A 15,603-nucleotide genomic window follows, 5' to 3' on the forward strand; every position below is an offset into this window, starting at 1 on the left:
GAGCGCGTTTTCGAATAAGAATCCTCTGTCAGCGTTCACGAGCCTCTATCTCGTGATCCAACCAGAATCCGCGGTCAAGTGCCGACGACTAACAGCCACTTCCCGCGCGTGGAAATTAGCGGCGTCAGTCGTCGCTGACGGCGAGGTTGATGTACGGAAGGACGAACGTTATCAGCGTGTGTTCGGCTTTTCGGAGGTGGTTCGATGCGGTAGTTTTCGTGATTCCCATCTCGTCGGCGAGTTCTTCGAGCGTCACTTCCCGCGGGATTTCGAAATAGCCCCTCTCGACCGCGGTGTTCAGAAACTCGCGTTGTCGCGGTGGAATCGATGCGAACAGTTCCTGCCACTCTGCACGACTCGGCATGACCTCCCGACGGAAATCCCTGGTGATGCGTTCGACCGACACGCTCCCGAAATCCGAGAGAAGTTCGATGGCTTTCGCGAGTTCCTCGCGGTCACCCAGAAGCAGATTGAAATACTCACAGCCGTTCTCGAGTTTCGTCGGCCCGATGGGGAGGTATCCCTCGTACATGAGCGCCTGGAAGGGCGTGAGTTCGGTGAGACGACCGCGGAGCAATACGGTCGCCGCAAATCGACCTTCGGACGTTTCGTACCGTTCGACGACGTCGATACTATCGACCATCTCGTGCGTCCGAATGACGTCGAGCGTCTCCTCGTAGTCGTTCGTTTCCAGCGCCAACATTCCGATATACCGGTGGTTACGAAACGTCGATGCGATAAATTCGCCGAAGACATCGTATTCGGCGAGTTGGGCGGTCCAATCGCCGTCGTACCGGACTCGCACCTCGGACGTCAACATCGTACTGAGGACAGCGTGCCGGTTTTATAAGTGTTCTTCGTTACCGCATCGCAATCGCCTGTGCCAGCAGCACGACGAGATGTGCGCGAGCGGCGGGACGACAAGCAGCAGGACGACGATCACGTTCGCCACGGGGCGAGGAGGGTCGCAACCGAGACGGAATCACGGAGACGCCGCTCCGTTTTTTCGATAGCCGACGACGGTAGCGTCGGTGTGACGAGACGGAGGGCTTTCTCCCGTCGCACGTCGTCGGCGAGGGGTTGCTCTCGTGCACCCGGTGGGCGGGTGACGTCGGAGGCGTACGTTTCGTCCCCGGTGTCGAGTTCGAGACGAGCGAGACAGTCGCCGGGGAACCGTCCGTCGAGCGCCTCATCGACGCGCAGTTCCACGGCGTCGGAAAGCGCCAGGATGTCGGGGTCGGATAGCACGTCCGACGTGTGTTCGTCCTGCGTGAACTGCCCGCGGACGAGCGCCGCCGCGACCGGGAACGGATAGGAGTACTGCGCTTCTTCCGGGGAATCGGGCGACCGAGTTCGGAGGTGGGTCGCCTCCTCGAAGGTGTGGACGCGAACCGTCTCGACGCTCGTCGGGTCGATAGCGGTCGACTCCGCCAGCGACAACGCGGCTTCGACGCCGGGCTGTACCCACCGGCAACACGGATACGGTTTGAGGTACGCCTCCGTGACGTGATTGACGTCGCCGAACGGGGCGACGACGCCGGTATCAACCTCGTCGAAGACCGTCCCGGACCCCGTGAAACCGGACGCGGCGAGTTGGGCCGAGACGGTGCCGACGTACGCCCCCCAGCCGATACCGTCCTTCGTCATACCGGGCCGTTCGACGCCACGCATGATGGGTGTCCGTGGAGCGTGATACTCGGCGATTCCGAGCGCGTGAGCGGTTTTCTCTGGCGAAAAATCGCGTAGGCGGGCGACGGCCGCGGCGGCACCCACCGCACCCCACGACCCGGTTCCGGTGTACACACCGTCGATTTCGTGTATCGCCAGTCCGGCCCGGACGCCGATTTCGTAGCCGACGTAGACGGCATCGAGCAACGTCTCGACGGTCGCATCCACGGATTCCGCAGTGGCGAGTGCCGCGGGGACCACGACCGCGGCCGGGTGCCCCTTCACCTCCCGATGACCGTCGTCGATATCGAGGGCGTTCGCCGCCGTCGAATTAGCGAGCGTCGCACCTTCCGGATGTATCCTCGTCCCGCTGCCGTCGAACAGCGTCGCGGTCGATTCGCCGCCGAACCGGTCGAGGGCGTACCGGCGGACGATATCGATTCCGTCCTGTCGATACCCCGCCGTCATCGCGGCGAGCGTGTCGAGCACGCGGACTCTGACCGCTCGTTCGACCGACGATGGAAGTTCGCGGAGCGTGGCCGAGTGGACGAACGCGACCGCATCGGTCGTGTCCATCGTGTTCGCGGTCATCTCAGAGGTAGACGACGACGATTTCGTCCTCGACGGTCACCTCGTAGGTTTCGACCGGTGGTTCGTCGCCGCTCGAACCGCAGTCACATTCATCGGGCGTGGACGGACGGTCGGCTTCATGGTCCGCGGAGTCCTCGTCGACCGATTCGACCGTGGCTTCGAACGACCGGGCGCGGACCTTGTGCGGATTGAACACGGAGCGGCCGGTTTCGATGTCGAACTCCCAGCCGTGCCACGGACAGCGCAGGATGTGGCCGTTGTCCTCCCAATTTACCTCGCCGGTGCGCTCGACGGACGTCGTGCCGGTCACCTTCCCCATGCACAGGGGCGCTCGTTGGTGTGGACAATCGTTTTTCAGCGCGTAGTACTCGCCATCGACGTTGAACACTCCCACCGAGATGCCGTTCAACTCGGTTATCGTTCGTTCTCCGGGCGGTAGCTCCGTCGTCGGACATATCTCGAATCGTTTTTCCATATGTGATACCTCACTTGGTCGGAAGGCTCGCCGGGTCGTCCGGGAGTCCGTAGAGTTCCTGTGCGTTTCCGGCCATCACACCCGTCTCCATCTCCTCGGGCATCGGCGGGAGTGCGTAGAGCGGCGAATCCGTGTCCCAGTGGGGATAGTCGCTGGCGAACATGACCGTCTCCGAGGCGTTCATCATCTTCAGAATCTGGAGGAGGTGTTCTGGATCGTCAGGTTCTTCGATGGGTTGGGTGGTGAAACGAACCTGATCTTTGACGTATTCGCTCGGCGGCTTTTCGAGGTAGGGGACTTGCGCGCGGAGCGCCTTCCAGTCTTTGTCCATCCGCCAGAGGAAGTGCGGCACCCAACTGAGGCCCCCCTCGATGACGACGAAATCGAGGTCCGGGAACGACGGCAGGACGCCCTCAGCGACGAGGCTCACGAGTTGGCCCATCGCGTAGGTGCCGAGGAGTGTGTGCCACTCGAAGTAGGTGCGCGGGTACCCCGCCCCGGTCGGCGGTCGGGTGACGCCGTGTCCCTCCGTGTACGGGTGGAGCGCTATCGGAAGCCCCATCTCCTCGGCGGCCTCGTACATCGGCCAGTAGTACTCGTGTCCGTAGGGGAGCTGTGCGGCCATCGGCATCACGACTTGGACGACGCGTGGATGCTGTCCGAGGTTTCGGATCATCTCTGCCATCCGCTTCGGTTTCTGCGGTGCCGCCAGCAGCGAGCCGACGAACGGTCCACCCTCCGAAAGCCAGCGGTCGATGGCCCACTCGTTGCTCGCGACGGCGAGCTCGGCCGCGTAATCGTCGTTCGGGAGTGCGGAGAGGTTGAGGTACGAGTTGCCCGTCAGAATCGCGTAATCGACCCCGAACTCGTCGAGGTGTTGCTCTTTCATCTTCGGGATGTCCGACCCCGGATGGCTCCCGTCGTCCGGGATGGCGTCGCGTCGGGAGAACTCCGCAACGTTGTCGTAGAGGATTTCCGGTGCCTGCAGTCCCCGGTCTTTGTACTGCTCGGGGAGATACCGGATAACCTCCGATTCGTCTTTCCACCGCTGATGGATGTCACAGTCGATGAGCGTCGGTGCGCCATCGGTGGACCGCTGCGTTCGTCGTCTTGTCATCGATTGGAAGTAGCAACTCGGGAAATCCCGTTATAGGTCAGGGCGAACTTGTAACGGATATATATCCCCTCCCGAATTCTCGGAGTCCATAAAAGACCTTGAGATGTAGGTGCGAAGGGCTACCGTGATGGCGTCGCTTCGAACGACCATGCAACGAGTCCGTACGGGGATGGAACCATGACGACCTCGCGGGTCGCCACGTGTCAGTTCGAGCCGAGTCTCGGCGAGACGGCCGCGAACATCGAGTCGATATCGGTACTGGCATCTGAATTGCCGGAGACCGTCGAATTCGCCGTTTTCCCCGAACTCTGCGTAACCGGCTACGACCTCGCCGACGTTTCGACCGCCGCCACCCCGGTTCCGGGGCCGATAACGGACCGACTCTCAACCGTCGCGCGCGAGTCCGGGGTCGCGCTCGTGGTCGGGCTACCGGAAGCGGACGGAAAATCGGTGTACAACTCGCTCGTGTACGTCGACGAACACGGCGTCGTGGCGACCTATCGAAAACGCCGTCTCTGGGGTGCGGAGGCGGACCATTTCGAGGTGGGAACCGGTCCCGTTACGGTCGAGACGCCGGTCGGCACGCTCGGATTACTGCTCTGTTACGACCTGAACTTCCCCGAACTGGCGCTCGAATACGGACGCGAGGACTGTGACCTGCTCGCCGTGAGCGCGGCGTGGCGACGGTCGTTCGAACGCGATTGGCGGTTGCTGTGCCGCGCACGGGCACTCGACGGCACCTGCTACGTCGTGGGGTCGAATCACGTCGGAACGCAGGCCGGTCGTCGCCACGCCGGTGAAAGCTGTATCGCCGGACCGCGCGGCGATATCGTCGCAAAGACGACCGACGGCAATGTGGCCGTCTCCGCGTCCGTCTCGTCGTCGGCGCTCGCACGGGCACGCGACAAGAACCCGGTTCGGAAGAGCAGGGAACGGACTCAGGTGCGGTCGGAGTAGCTATCGGCGATGCTCACTCGCCGTCGCCTTCGGTGGAGTATTTAATAGGCGACCATGTGCGACGAATCGACTATCGAATCGGAGTCCGTCCGATACGATATGAGCGAGACGATACTGCTCCCCTTGCGCAATTACCGACCGTGGGCGGAAGCCGTCGCGGATGCCACTGCAACCGTCGAATCGGGCGACGTCACCGCCCTCTTGCTCCACGTGTTCGACGGGGACGAACTCTCGTCCACCCGTGAGAACATCGATTCGAGCGGGTCGATGACGGTGGACGACCTCGCGGCACGAAAGTCGGGCATCGTGGCGGCGCGTGAAACCCTCCAAGACGCGGGCGTGTCCGTCGAAGTTCGAGGACTGGAACAGGCGGAGACGACGGCGGACAGCATCCTCACCGTCGCCGATGAAGCGGGAGTAGAGCGCCTGTATCTCTACGGACGAAAGCGTAGTCCGACCGGAAAGGCAGTGTTCGGAAGCACGCTTCAGCGGATACTACTCAACGCCACCGTTCCGGTCACCGTCGTTCCGTCGAACGTGACCGGGTAATTTGGTCTCGTCTTATAAATGATGAACTAATACGGGTCAATTATTAGGCCCCTCTTCGCACAAAGACGGGGTATGCCACAGTCAGTCACACGACGAAGGTTCCTCGCGGCAGGAGGTGGTCTCACCGCTACTGCCGGTATCGGGGGGCTTTCGGGCTGTCTCACCCTCGCTACCGAACTCGGTGGCGGGTCGGTCAAAGTCAGCTCCAAGCGATTCACCGAACAGGAGGTTCTGGGCTACATCGCGTACGAGGCGCTCTCCGCGAACACCGAATTGAACGTCACCGACCAAGTCGGTCTCGGTGGAACGACGACGAACTTTCGTGCCCTCGATACCGACGAGGTACAGTTGTACTGGGAGTACACCGGGACGGCGTGGCAGACGCTCCCGCCCCAACACGACACGGTTATCTCCGACCCCGAGAAGCTGTACCGAAAGGTGAAGGCGGAGTTCGAACAGAAGCACGGGCTGACGTTTCTTCAGCGTGCACAGCTCAACAACACGTACGTCATTCTGGCGAACCCGGACTGGGCGAAGAAGACGGGCGTCGAGACCCTCTCCGACTTCGCGCAGTTCCTCCAGAACGGCGGTTCGAACCTCACAGTCGCGCTGAACGCCGAGTTCCAGAGTCGGGCCGACGGCTGGCCGGGACTGAGCGAGCATTACGGGTTCGCGGACGACCTCGGGAACGTCACCGTGAACAACATCGGCTCCGGCCTGTTGTATCAGGTCATCGGCAAGGGGTCTGCCGACGTCGGCGTCGGCTTCAACACCGACCCCCGAATCCTCCAGTTCGGTCTCCGCGTACTCACCGACGACAAGGGATATTTCCCGGTCTACAACGCGGCTCCGTTGGTGGACAGCGAAACGTTGGAGAACCACCCGTCGATTCGATCCATCCTGAACGCGGCCAGCGACGGGCTCACGACCGACGTGATGCGACGCCTCAACAAGCAGGTGGCCATCGAGAAGAAGAACCCACAGACGGTCGCGAAAGAGTATCTGCAGCGAAAGGAGGTCATCTAAAATCGATGTTCGAAAGCCACCTCGCACTCTCGCACGCGGTTACGCCGTTAGCGCTCGAAAGCTACGTGGAGTATCTCACGAAGAACCAATCGCTCCTCTGGGAGCTACTCATCAATCACGTCATCGTCGTCGTCGACTCGGTGTGGCTCGCGGTAGTCATCGGCGTGCCGCTCGGAATCCTCGCCACGTTCGACGACCGGCTCGGGAAGGGCATCCTCTGGACCGCGGGGATGCTCATGACGGTGCCGAGCATCGCCCTGTTCGGCCTGCTCATCCCCCTTGTCGGCATCGGGAAGATACCGGTCGTCATCGCGCTGGTTCTCTACGCACAGCTACCCATCGTTCGGAACACGTACGTCGGTCTCACGCAGGTTGATTCCGCGACCATCGAAGCCGGTCGTGGGATGGGTATGACCCGACGACAGCGCCTCCAGCGTATCCAACTTCCCCAAGCGATACCCGTCATCATGGCTGGCGTCCGCAACGCGGTCGTCATCCTCATCGGTATCGCCGCAATCGGCGCGTTCATCGGGGCGAACAACCTCGGGGACCCGATTTTCAACGGTATCAGCGAGGCCTATCCGGCGGCAATCGTCGTCTCGACTGTGGCGGTCTCGCTGCTCGCACTCGCGTTCGACTACGGTTTCGGCGTGTTGGAACAGCTGTTCCGGCTTCGAAACGGAGAGGACGTTGAACAGGCGCTCGTCACGCGCATCATTCGGCGGTCGATAGCATGAACGACACACACGAATCCACACAGGAGGCATCCAGCATGATAACATTCGAGAACGTCACGAAGGTCTACCCGGACGAAACGGTCGCAATCGAGGACATCACGTTCGAGGTCGAGCGAGGGACGACGACGGTCTTCGTCGGACCTTCCGGCTGCGGGAAGACGACGACGATGACGCTGGTCAATCGACTCGAAGAACCGACCGAAGGGACGGTCTACTACGACGGAACGGACATTCAAGAGTTGGAGAAGGTCGAGCTACGACGGGACATCGGCTACGTCATTCAGGAAATCGGGTTGTTCGACCACATGACCGTCGGCGAGAACGTCGCGACGGTGCCCGAACTTCGGGGTTGGGACGAAGACCGAATCGACGGTCGCGTGAACGAACTCCTCGAACTGATGGGCCTTCCACCCGCGACGTACCGCAACCAGTACCCGTCCGCCCTGTCCGGCGGGCAACAGCAACGAGTCGGCGTCGCGCGTGCGCTCGCCGCCGACCCGGACGTGATTTTGATGGACGAACCGTTCGGCGCGCTCGACCCCATCACCAGAGCCGAACTGCAGGACGAGTTCCTCGAAATTCAGGAACGCATCGACACGACCATCCTCTTCGTTACACACGACATCAACGAGGCGTTGAAGATGGGCGATAAAATCGCGGTCTTCGACGTGGGCGAACTCGTCCAGTACGGAACGCCGCGGGAGATACTGGAGAATCCCGCAAACGACTTCGTCAGGGAGTTCATCGGCGACAATCGGGCGCTCAAGGAGTTACAGATAACCCGTGTCGAGGAAATCATGCGCCCGGCAACGGTCGACAGCGAACCGCAGGCGGCCGCGGTCGACGGGGGTACGTCGGACGCCGAGGCGGCGTCGGTTGCTGACGTTCACGTGTCGCCGACCGATAGCGCCGAGGTGGCGCTCTCTCGGATGATAGAAACGGACACCGAAGCACTCCGTGTGGTCGAGGACGGCGATGTCGTGGGACGGGTCACCGAACGGGATATCCGGGACTACCGGTCTATGACCGAGGTGGGTGCGTAATATGAGCGTCCTCGGAACGCTCGATGCGGCGCTCACCTATATCCTCTCGCACTTCGATACGTTCCTCACGTTGTTGCGGGAGCACCTCGCGCTCGTTCTCGTGTCGGTCGTACTCGCTATCGTCGTCGCTATTCCGTTGGGTGTCCTCGCCACCCGAAACAAGCAGGTGAAACGGGTCGTGATGAGCGTCGGAAACGTCGCACAGACGGTGCCGACGCTCGCGATTATCGCCCTCGTGTTTCCCCTGCTCGGCCTCGGATTCCTCCCGTCGCTCGTCGGACTGTTCACCTACGCGCTGTTGCCGATTCTTACGAACACGGTCGCTGGCCTCGAAGACGTCGACGAGAGTACGGTCGCGGCGGCCCGCGGCATGGGAATGACGGAGAACCAGATTCTGCGAAAGATCAAGTTGCCGCTCGCGCTTCCCGTCATCTTCGCGGGAATCCGGACGAGCGCCGTCCTCAACGTCGGCACCGCCTATCTCGCGTTCTTCATCGGCGGTGGCGGACTCGGGGTGTGGGTGATAACCGGCATCTCTCTCTTCGACACGCCACAACTCCTCGCGGGGGCGATTCCGGGTGCGCTGCTCGCTATCGGGCTGGACCTCCTCTTCGCGCTCATCGAGCGACGGCTCGGGACGAATTCGGCCCAGACACAGACTATCGCGACCGGATAATCCATCTTCGTCACTCCAACTGTGGATTGGCAAGGCGACCCCCGTCGATGAGTGGTTGGGTGGGTTCCCTATCCGAATGGCTCCTCCTCGCAACTCTCACCCGGTCACTGCCGAGAGGAACCGATCCGTTTCGAATACCGTGAGTTATTTTATGGGTGAGAATTATTACTCATGTGAGTATCTAATGACAGCAAACGACGACCGGATTCGCACGACGCACATCGGAAGCCTGCCTCGACCTCCGGAGCTACTGGACCTACTCACGAGACGCCAGGACGGCGAGACCGTCGACGCCGACGAGTGGGATGCGACCGTCGCGGACGCGACCCGCGACGTCGTTGCGCGTCAGGCCGAAGTCGGTATCGACGTCGCCAACAACGGCGAGCAGTCCCGTGTTTCGTTCAACTGGTACGTCGCGGACCGCCTCAGCGGCATCGAGGGGAAGCGCGAACAGGAACTCTGGGCAGACTTGCAGGAGTTCCCCGACTACGCTGACGAGACGTTCAAAACGGACGTCATCGACCTCTCGATGCACCCCGTCGTCACCGGTCCCGTCGAGTACACCGGCCGTGACGAGGCCGAGACCGAACTCGCGGAGTTCCAGGATGCGCTTACCGCCGTGGACGCCGATTTCGAGGGGACGTTCATGACTTCGGCGTCGCCGAGCGTCGTCACCGCCACGCACGTCAATGACTACTACGACTCCTACGAGGAGTTTCTGTTCGCCGTCGCGGATGCGATGGCCGAGGAGTACGAACTCGTCGCCGATGCCGGGATGACCCTCCAAATCGACGCCCCCGAACTCCTCACCGTTGGCCACACCGCGGCGTACGCGGATGAACCCCTCGAGGAGGTCAAAGCGGCGACGCGCCTCCACGTCGAGGCGCTTAACGAGGCGCTGTCGAACGTCCCGGCGGAGCAGGTTCGGCTTCACACCTGTTGGGGGAGTTACGAGGGTCCCCACCATCTCGATACGGATTTGGTCGAGATGCTCCCGGAGATTTACGAGGCCGATATCACCGGGCTCAGCATCGAGCAGGCGAACCCCCGCCACCAGCACGAGTACCGCGCGTTCGCCGAACACCCGGTCCCCGACGGCTGGGCGCTGATTCCGGGTGTCGTCGACGTGAAGACGAACATCATCGACCACCCCGAGACCATCGCTGACCGTCTGGAACGAGTCGCCGACGAGGTCGACGACGCGACGCCGCTGGTCGCCGCGCCCGATTGTGGCTTCGGCACGCAGGCCGGACTCGGAATGGTGAGCCCGGAGATAGCGTGGGCGAAACTGGAGGCACTCGTCGAGGGTGCCGATATCGCAACCGAGCGCATCGACAGCTAAACGGGACGAAGTGTCTCGGAGAGGCTTCAAGGGGGGGACTGACATCCGCTGGTTGGTTCGACCGCCAGCGAGGACACTTTCCCCCTACTCGTGCATCCGCTGACGGGTTTTCGTCCCACAGTGTGTACATTCCGCGATTCGATACGGTTTCCGAGAGGAGGCGGCGTTCGTTTCCTTCCCGCTTTCCGTGATCAACTCGACTCATACGCTGTGGGAGGTTTTCGCCACACAATTTTCGCACTGTTCGACCCGTTCGTTGGAGGAAGACTGTGAAACCGACATTGCGGTACGCTATTCTAGTGGTGTTGCTGGTCTCAGTACACTCGGTTCGGTGTCGGGGGGATTCCCAATCGTCTCTTCCATATAGTACTGTCTGACAACCAGTTGATCTGTTCGTTGCTAATGCGAGTTGTATTCCGAGGCATTTCCTCCAAAGTGGAAGCTTCAGTACTACTCCAACTGGTCACGGAACTGGCCCTCTCCTTCTATTGCGGTTGCTGAATGGGTTCACCACGACGGGAATCGATGGTCACGCTGGCTACCACACCGATCGAAATCAGGAGACGTCGAACGTCACTATTTCAGTCGAGCCACAGGTGGGACACTGCTGTGTAGCAGACATGAGTGTCGTTCCGCAATGCCTGCACTCGTAAACGGTGTTCTCATCCTCGGACAACCACCGCCGAACCTTGGCGGAGAGTGACATGGCATTTGTCCTTCCGCGTCCAACGTAATAAGAATTCGCAACTTTTCTGGACCCCGTGATAAACCACCATCCCCGTTGTCTACCTCGGCAGCGGATATCCACAAGAAATCTCGAGTCGTGATTGGGTCGATTGGGTATCGGTTCAGGGACCGTTTCGGTGTGTTCCTGTTAGCGAATTCAACAGAAGGGACCGCATAACAATACCGGATGCGGTCCTTGGATGGAGTGCGGGCGTCGTAGGATGCTTCCCGAGTCGCCATGTCCCCTACACGCTCGAGCACCGCTAACAAACGCCGTGTTGTACGTCATACTGACACCAACGAGGTCGTGCCCACTATCCCGGCACGACCAGTCTCTCCCACACAGATTGGGGTGAGAACGGGTTGCTTGTTGGTAGAAGCACCATCGACCTCGTGTCGATGGCGGCCACTTCGTGGCCCCGGTGGTTCGATTCCACCCCCGTTCGTCTCTCCTCCAGAATCACGCGAAGAGAGAGCGATAAATCCACATCCAGACAGAGAATATATCGAAACAGCATTTTGTTCTCGGCCGTCGAAGGACGACTGGGGGAGAAAATGCAACAGACACGACGAAACGTTCTCAAAGCCATCGGTCTCGGGGGTGTTTCCGGTTTCAGTGGAGTCACGACCGCGCAAACGACGACCGACGGAGCGGATACGGCCCGCGTTCGGGGAATCTACGCCATTCCCGGGGGACCACCTGTCGACGTCTTCGTCGACGGCACCCGAATCATCAACGACCTCTCGTACGAACGAGTGAGTCGGTACTTCGACTTCGCTTCCGGCCAACACACCATTCGAGTGGTACCAGTCGGTCAACCGCGAGTGAGCAGCGTCCGACGAGAGGCGACCCTCGAATCGGGGACGGATTACACCGTCGCAGCGACGGGTCGACTGCAAAGCCCGGACTCGGAGGTTTACGTCGACGATAATGCCGTCTCGGCGAGCGACGAGGTTCGACTTCGCGTGATTCATCTCTCGCCGGATGCACCAGCGGTGGACGTGGCGGCGGATGGCACGCGACTCGTTTCGAATCTCGGCTTCGGCGATGCCAGCGACTATCTCACCGTCCCGACCGGGTCCTCCACGCTTCGTGTAACGTCTGCAGGCGAGACGGATTCCGTCGGAACGTTTTCCGTCTCACTCACTGGTGGAACAGTCGTGACCGCCTTCGCCGTCGGACTGGTCACCACCATCGACTCATCGCAAGCGTTCGACCTCGTCACCGCGGTTGATGCCCGCCGGTGACGTTGATACCGACAGAAAACGGGGTGAGAATCAAGGAGGTCCGGCGTATCGCCCCTTTTTGCACGAAATCGAGATACGTTTCCACCGTCGAGGGGTTCGTCCTCAATCGGCCCAGCGACGGAATTCGACCTACATGACGCACAGCAAGCGAGTCGTAAGGCGCGTCCGGCATGAAGCCGCGATAGGATTTGACGATGCGACTTACGGCCGTGAACACCACGAGGATGTGCTCGATATCGACGAGCACCTGTCGTTTATTCGGTGGACATCACCGTTGTACGGGGCGACGCAGATGGATGTTTTTCACCAAATCAGTCATGTTCCGCCCATTATAATTCATTGTTTGTTTTCGGCCAATAATGTATAATAGTTGCCCTCGGTAGTATGGTACTGGTTAACAATGACTCGAAGTGGAACAGAGCTCATCAATCACACCCAACTTTCGGAAGCGCAGCAACTCGTCGAGAAAGAGGAATCCCAGATTCGAGCCGAAGCAGACGCATTTGAGGACTTTCTCGATCGACTCGATGAGATTTCGCCACACCCGTACCAAACCGGTGGGGGGTCGCTGCAAGGGGCCGTTCAATCTCGACCACGAAGTTCACCGACGTTGCAGGGGGCCGTTCGAACTGCATACCGCGAAACAGTGCTATCAGTTTCCCACTGGGAAGACGAATACGGCGAGGAAACCGTTCTCGAGAGTATCGAAAACGAATTCGGTCCCGAAGTGACTGCCGGCTTGGCGGGTGGGTCAGCGACGTGGTCACAACTCCTCATGGACGAACTGCAGGACGCCACCGAGGAAGCCCTCGAAAGCCGACAACAAGCGTTCCCGGTACTGACAAAAGAGCGGGAACAACTCGAACGACTTCGTAGTTCACTGGCTGAAATCGGTATGGACCTCGCTGCAATCGAACGGGCCGAGTACCCGTTTGGCGAACGGAGTGAGCAGCTGACGTCGATTCAGGAACGGATAGATGCGCTGATACGTGACCAGCAAGCGCACTTGCGGCGCCGCAAGCGGTCGAACGAGAAACTGTTCACCGTGTATCTGTATGCCGATCTCGACGCTGATTATCCGGGCTTAGCAGCCCTTGCGACGGCCCGCCGGATTCTAGACCGTATCGAGCTCCGCCATTGGGCTGGATTGACCCAGTAACGGAGAGATATTTTACTTCGCGTCGGGTTTCTGGAGAACTGACCCGCTCATCGATAGTGGTGCACTCCTAACGGGGGTCTTCGGCAGGGTAGTCTCCCCGACTAGCAATGGTAGTGTCGATGTACCCAATACGTCGCTCGTATCGTCGATACCGTCGCTATTTGGTCATCTCGGCGTCCGACCGCCTCCTCTAGGTGTCTGATTCCTCGGTCTCGATGGACGCACTACACACTCGACACATATCCGATTGCCAGCTCACAGTTGCAACCACTGGCTGTTCTTTTTCGCATCGTGGACAGTATGCTTTCTCTTTGAGCACTCGGATTGCTATTTGAAGTCTAACACGATAAGTTCTTTTTCAGTACGTATATGTGTCTAGAATATGTCGTGTCGCCGCCAATTTCTCCACCACATTTTTGAATCATTTTATGACGGAAACTATCCGTTGTATATAAACGTCATAAAATCACCACCATTAAATTTATTGAGCGGATATTGGTCACTTCTATCATCCATCCAATTCATCAACTATCATTATATTCTGTCCTTCGAAAAAGTATCACCTTGCTACATCGATCTGTTCGCGTCCCTGTTATCCGTCGTTCTTCGCGGTTCCCCCTCAGTTCCGAAAGTCGCTGACACAACGGTCACGATGCCGCTCCACGGTAGCCTAGTCGGAGTTGATCAACGTTTTGCCGCTTATTATCCCGATCGGCGGACAGAAAGTCGGCTACGTCAGGCGTCTACAGACGGGACAGGTCGGAGCGGTTCACTCGGTCGCACCTTCCGCTGGAATATAATCGGCGATGCGGACGATATTTGGGACGAACGGGGGACTATTTCCGTCGGCTTCGGACGTTCCCGGAGTTCGATTCCGTTTCGAGAATGTGTCCACAGCGCATATCGAACTTCTTTGATGGGGAGCCGTCGCTACCGGCGTTCGTATCTCGACGGGAAGCAATGGCGTGGTTGGGTGGATCAGGAGTGATGGCGCCAGACCCGGGGACTGTTCAAGCCCGCTTTGCAACCACGCAACGTTAGAACCGTGATCGACGTTCGGTAAATGCTTTGTGGTACTCTTAGAAAATAAGAAAGTATCTGGAGAGGTAACTATTTTCGCTCTCACCGAAGACGAGGACAGTGGATACTACTGGCAGAAGGTACATCGAACGCAAATCCGGACTGGTTCGACTCGGTTCGAGCGATCCCGTACGTATTGACACCGAAAACGGCCGTCAGTTCGCTTCTCTATCTTAGCTGGTGCGGTTCGACCGTTTCCCCATCTCGGTAGACGACTGCACCGTCGTCGATGCTAAAGTGGGTGATCTCTCCCGTGATGGTGTAACTGTCCCGCCAGGGACCGACTTTGCCGTTGACGGTCGTCCCCGAGAGTTTATCGGACCAGTCCTTCGAAGCGTCCATCGCCGTGCTCTTTTCGACCGTCCCGTCCACGCTGAGTTCGTACTCGCTCCATCGTTCCGTCCCGGTTCCGTCGATGGTGATCGTCCTTTCTGTCGTCGACGAAGACGAAGCGTCGGAAGACGAGGACCCGGTGAGACGAGAGCCGATCCAATCGAGGAGAGAATCCGCGTCGTGGTGGGGGGGCGTCGTATCTCCGCCGAGTTCGAACGTGGGGGTGAACGAAACGCCGACGGTACCGCCGATGTCGGCCGTTCGTTCGACTGCGCTGTCGTAGTCACCATCTTTCGCGTTACCGACGATTTCAGAGCGGTCGCCGACGCCTGCCGATTCGAGATGGTTTCGCATCTCCCCGTAGGTAACCGTCCCCGAAACGAGTTCGTCGAACATCGTCTCGAAGAAGTCCCAGTACTCGGCCGGTCGCTCGTTCCACGCACTCAGTGCGACTTCCGAAATCCGCGGGTCGCTGCTGGAGATATAGTACGTCGATGAGCCGTGGGAGGTCGTCCCCGGTGGCTGATAGGCGAGCGCGCGAAATTCGACGTTGAGCTGGCCCGTGGTGACGTACTCGTCGATAACGTCCTTGAGGTTGTTGTTGACGAAATTCTGCGTGTACGGGCACTTGAAGTTGCCAAAGACGGTCGCCGTCTGGTTGTCCGCATCCGTTCCCATCGTCGCGTACGTGAGGTCGTCCGTGTCGTCCGGAACCGGAACACCGCCGACGGACGGTGTTGCGTTCGCGGTTCCGACCACCCCGAGTCCGACCGTCGCCGCAGATACTGATTTCATGAACGTGCGTCGCGTTGAGGTCTGTCGCGCCATCGAGTTACTCCAATGGTGGGGGGAGTAAAATGCTGGGAGACCGTTCAA

At 59.8% G+C, this 15,603-nt stretch carries 15 protein-coding genes; 9 read left to right on the top strand and 6 right to left on the bottom strand.

Annotated elements, in window-relative coordinates; translation table 11 throughout:
* Window positions 1-124 precede the first annotated feature (124 nt).
* The 4 genes from V5735_RS20470 to V5735_RS20485 form a co-directional block, all read right to left on the bottom strand.
* On the bottom strand, window positions 125-820 hold the full coding sequence (locus V5735_RS20470) for a helix-turn-helix domain-containing protein (protein WP_423746997.1): 696 nt from the start codon (window positions 818-820) through the stop codon (window positions 125-127).
* A 119-nt stretch (window positions 821-939) separates the two neighbouring features.
* Window positions 940-2,259: an MmgE/PrpD family protein gene (locus V5735_RS20475; protein ID WP_423746998.1), complete on the bottom strand. Its 1,320-nt coding sequence runs from the start codon at window positions 2,257-2,259 to the stop codon at window positions 940-942.
* 1 nt (window position 2,260) lies between these two features.
* On the bottom strand, window positions 2,261-2,734 hold the full coding sequence (locus tag V5735_RS20480) for a Rieske (2Fe-2S) protein (protein ID WP_423746999.1): 474 nt from the start codon (window positions 2,732-2,734) through the stop codon (window positions 2,261-2,263).
* 10 nt (window positions 2,735-2,744) lie between these two features.
* Window positions 2,745-3,851 carry an amidohydrolase family protein gene (locus V5735_RS20485; protein WP_423747000.1) on the bottom strand — a complete coding sequence of 369 codons (1,107 nt, stop codon included), beginning with the start codon at window positions 3,849-3,851 and terminating at the stop codon, window positions 2,745-2,747.
* Window positions 3,852-4,028: 177 nt separating this feature from the next.
* Between V5735_RS20485 and V5735_RS20490 the strand changes: the two genes are divergently transcribed.
* The 8 genes from V5735_RS20490 to V5735_RS20525 all read left to right on the top strand — a co-directional run bounded on the left by V5735_RS20490 (window position 4,029) and on the right by V5735_RS20525 (window position 12,155).
* Window positions 4,029-4,808, top strand: a complete 780-nt coding sequence (locus V5735_RS20490; RefSeq protein ID WP_423747001.1) for a carbon-nitrogen hydrolase family protein — start codon at window positions 4,029-4,031, stop codon at window positions 4,806-4,808.
* Between the two features lie 99 nt (window positions 4,809-4,907).
* A complete protein-coding gene (locus tag V5735_RS20495; protein ID WP_423747002.1) occupies window positions 4,908-5,357 on the top strand; it encodes a universal stress protein in 450 nt (149 codons plus the stop codon).
* Window positions 5,358-5,429: 72 nt separating this feature from the next.
* The gene (locus tag V5735_RS20500) at window positions 5,430-6,383 is read left to right on the top strand and encodes a glycine betaine ABC transporter substrate-binding protein (protein WP_423747003.1); all 954 of its coding nucleotides are present in this window, start codon (window positions 5,430-5,432) and stop codon (window positions 6,381-6,383) included.
* 5 nt (window positions 6,384-6,388) lie between these two features.
* On the top strand, window positions 6,389-7,120 hold the full coding sequence (locus tag V5735_RS20505; RefSeq protein WP_423747004.1) for an ABC transporter permease: 732 nt from the start codon (window positions 6,389-6,391) through the stop codon (window positions 7,118-7,120).
* A gap of 35 nt (window positions 7,121-7,155) precedes the next feature.
* Window positions 7,156-8,163, top strand: coding sequence for an ABC transporter ATP-binding protein (locus V5735_RS20510; RefSeq protein ID WP_423747005.1), 1,008 nt, complete (start codon window positions 7,156-7,158; stop codon window positions 8,161-8,163).
* A 1-nt stretch (window position 8,164) separates the two neighbouring features.
* The gene (locus V5735_RS20515) at window positions 8,165-8,839 is read left to right on the top strand and encodes an ABC transporter permease (protein ID WP_007983272.1); all 675 of its coding nucleotides are present in this window, start codon (window positions 8,165-8,167) and stop codon (window positions 8,837-8,839) included.
* A gap of 184 nt (window positions 8,840-9,023) precedes the next feature.
* The gene (locus V5735_RS20520; RefSeq protein ID WP_423747006.1) at window positions 9,024-10,181 is read left to right on the top strand and encodes a methionine synthase; all 1,158 of its coding nucleotides are present in this window, start codon (window positions 9,024-9,026) and stop codon (window positions 10,179-10,181) included.
* Window positions 10,182-11,462: 1,281 nt separating this feature from the next.
* Window positions 11,463-12,155, top strand: coding sequence for a DUF4397 domain-containing protein (locus tag V5735_RS20525; protein WP_423747007.1), 693 nt, complete (start codon window positions 11,463-11,465; stop codon window positions 12,153-12,155).
* Here V5735_RS20525 and V5735_RS20530 read toward each other — a convergent pair.
* On the bottom strand, window positions 12,130-12,402 hold the full coding sequence (locus V5735_RS20530; protein ID WP_423747008.1) for a hypothetical protein: 273 nt from the start codon (window positions 12,400-12,402) through the stop codon (window positions 12,130-12,132). The genes V5735_RS20525 and V5735_RS20530 overlap by 26 nt on opposite strands.
* Before the next feature lie 153 nt (window positions 12,403-12,555).
* Between V5735_RS20530 and V5735_RS20535 the strand changes: the two genes are divergently transcribed.
* On the top strand, window positions 12,556-13,314 hold the full coding sequence (locus V5735_RS20535; protein ID WP_423747223.1) for a DUF7260 family protein: 759 nt from the start codon (window positions 12,556-12,558) through the stop codon (window positions 13,312-13,314).
* Between the two features lie 1,248 nt (window positions 13,315-14,562).
* Here the strand turns inward: V5735_RS20535 and V5735_RS20540 are convergent.
* Entirely contained in the window at window positions 14,563-15,522 is a 960-nt protein-coding gene (locus V5735_RS20540; protein ID WP_423747009.1) for a DsbA family protein, read from the bottom strand.
* Window positions 15,523-15,603: the final 81 nt, after the last annotated feature.

This window comes from Haladaptatus sp. SPP-AMP-3 (assembly GCF_049568665.1).
GTDB classification, from domain to species: Archaea; Halobacteriota; Halobacteria; order Halobacteriales; family Haladaptataceae; genus Haladaptatus; species Haladaptatus paucihalophilus.